General features: G+C 48.7%; 4 protein-coding genes. 1 reads left to right on the top strand and 3 read right to left on the bottom strand.

Going from position 1 to position 2,164, the window contains the following annotated elements:
• The coding region (locus KDK15_RS20675; RefSeq protein ID WP_257297292.1) for a hypothetical protein at nucleotides 1–533 on the top strand (533 nt) is incomplete at its 5' end.
• 427 nt (nucleotides 534–960) lie between these two features.
• Here the strand turns inward: KDK15_RS20675 and KDK15_RS20670 are convergent.
• The 3 genes from KDK15_RS20670 to KDK15_RS20660 all read right to left on the bottom strand — a co-directional run.
• Nucleotides 961–1,368 carry a type II toxin-antitoxin system HicB family antitoxin gene (locus tag KDK15_RS20670; protein WP_257297291.1) on the bottom strand — a complete coding sequence of 136 codons (408 nt, stop codon included), beginning with the start codon at nucleotides 1,366–1,368 and terminating at the stop codon, nucleotides 961–963.
• Nucleotides 1,369–1,486: 118 nt separating this feature from the next.
• The gene (locus KDK15_RS20665; RefSeq protein ID WP_257297290.1) at nucleotides 1,487–1,684 is read right to left on the bottom strand and encodes a type II toxin-antitoxin system HicA family toxin; all 198 of its coding nucleotides are present in this window, start codon (nucleotides 1,682–1,684) and stop codon (nucleotides 1,487–1,489) included.
• A gap of 289 nt (nucleotides 1,685–1,973) precedes the next feature.
• Nucleotides 1,974–2,164: hypothetical protein (locus KDK15_RS20660; protein WP_257297289.1), on the bottom strand; the 191-nt coding region annotated here is incomplete at its 5' end.

Here is a 2,164-nt window from a genome sequence, read left to right as displayed (position 1 = left end):
CGTTGCCCAGGGTAAATTGCCAGCGCACCCGCCGGTTAGCCCAAGCAAAAAAACAGATTATGCTGCCAGCCAGGCAACCAATAGAGTTGGTAGCGCCAATACTTGTAGCCGCTGGGGTTGACCGCAAAACAGCCATGTCCAGTGAGTCCGGACTCGCTATACCCTTTGGATTTACCCTTAAGATGCAGGAGTATGGTCACTACAAGTACCCTATCCGTGGTGCACAGACGAGTGCTAGTGATGCGATTGATGCGGCCGAAGAAGAGGCCCACAAATCTTGGCCGCCGATCACATTTGAGTCTACCAACCTACTGAGCACCAGTGGTATTAACCCCCTGCCATGTACAGCAGAAAAAGAATATAAATTTTCAACAAAAACGCCACCAGATCGAACCCTTGCTGAAGCTGCAGGCATTATCTGGGTCAAAACGGTCACCAGCTTGCCAGGAATCGAAACCACCGAAGACCTGAAGCGGTGGATAGACAGGCAAAAGGTAGACCCGGAAAAGCCGGAGCTACCGGGTATTTTGTAGGGCTTCAAACCCCGTATTGAACTGGCGGCATATCGGTGTTTCCTGAAGATCTGATCAGCCCTTTGACATCAGATTTGAGGAAAATATCATCAATCGAGACTTACTGTTGCTCCCGTAGATCTAACCAGCAGGCTCAACAGTCTCCGGCAGAGTCTATCCCTGAATCTTTTCCCTGATAGGCGTAACGCTACCTTGTTGGTGAGCAAATAATAGCAATCCATGCACTTCAGGTTTGACTTTCCTTCGGGCTGAATAGGCACAGCACCTCCCGACAATCAGCATAAAAATGGTCATGCATTAAGGAAAAGAAAAAAGCTGCCATTGGCAGCTTTTTTCTTGGTTGGTTGTATGACGTATCAATTTTCTGAAAATAATTACATGATGCTTTCCAATCAACGCGAGTCGTAAAGTTGGGCGTTTTTCTGATTCACCCCATTGAGCGCAGCTTTGCCCGGGCAATTTCCTGAAGGAAACCGGAACGGGTGCGGTAGCTCGGGTTGGCTGCCACCATCTTGTCGATCTGCCGCAACAGCAGAACGGGCAAGGTAATGTTAATGCGCTCTGATTTGCCCAAAAATGGCGTGATGTCCACGTCCACCAATGCCCAGATACCGCCCTCGTAGTCGGGGTTGTTCTGGTGGTCGGCGATGGCCCCTGCCTCGGGTATCTTCATTTCATCTTCCGCCAGGATCTCAAGATGCCCCTCAATGGCTTCTTTTACGTTCGCCATGGCGTCTTCGATGCTGTCGCCGGCGGAGTAACATCCTTCGATGTCCGGCACCATTACGCCATAGCTTTCGCCGTCGTCTGTATGCAGAACTACTGGGTATTTCATGGCTACCACCTCTAGGGTTTCATTATGCCTTTAGGGTCGTTGACGTTGTCGCCAGACCCGGCATTTCAGTATTCATTTCCAGCCTATACACTCATCCATGACTGGATAGCACTGACAGTTACCCAGCTGGCCCGTTTTTGATCCCCGCCTGCTTGAGGATGCTGTCCAACGTCTTTTTGGGTATGTCGTGTTTCGGATGGGGTACTGTCACTAACCCAAGGCGCTCAGGATGCTTGAAGTGGTGGTGACTTCCTTTCACTCGGTGCAACACCCACCCTTCATCCTCGAGCATGCGAATAATTTCTCGACTTTTCATACAACCTCAACCGGGCTTCCAGGAAAGTCACAATTATACACATAATACACACCACGTGTGCCAATATTAGAATAGATATAGTGTGTAGTCAACAGCTTGTTAACATTTTTTGTTTGCCGTGAAAGAAAATTGCCACGGAGGCACAGAGACACGGAGAACAGAAAAACGCTTTTCCTCTGTGCCTCCGTGGCTAAAGCTTTCATGACAGAGGGTGACAAACCATCGCCATGAACATTTGTGTTAACGATCGATGATTTATGTTGTGGAGCTAAATGAAGCTTTTACTCATTTACTCATTTGATGTCGTTGGCTTCCAACAACGGTGACCTGGTTTAGCTGCATGCACTGGTACCACTGGGTTTCTGGTTGGCTGAAATACCAAGATAGCATGTTTTGGTATGCCAAAAATATATTTTTTGTCGGCGGCCGCGGCGCATGCAATAGCTAAAGTGAGTAACCAATATAGGGTGTTTTGGCGGG

It is taken from the genome of Endozoicomonas sp. YOMI1 (assembly GCF_024606345.1).
Taxonomy (GTDB): domain Bacteria; phylum Pseudomonadota; class Gammaproteobacteria; order Pseudomonadales; family Endozoicomonadaceae; genus Endozoicomonas.
This window is presented reverse-complemented; position numbering and strand designations above follow the sequence as displayed.

Coding starts and splice junctions, on each gene's coding strand:
- KDK15_RS20670 (WP_257297291.1), bottom strand. CDS start 1,368: ATGAAATACCCAGTAGTTCTGCATACAGACGACGGCGAAAGCTATGGC.
- KDK15_RS20665 (WP_257297290.1), bottom strand. CDS start 1,684: ATGAAAAGTCGAGAAATTATTCGCATGCTCGAGGATGAAGGGTGGGTG.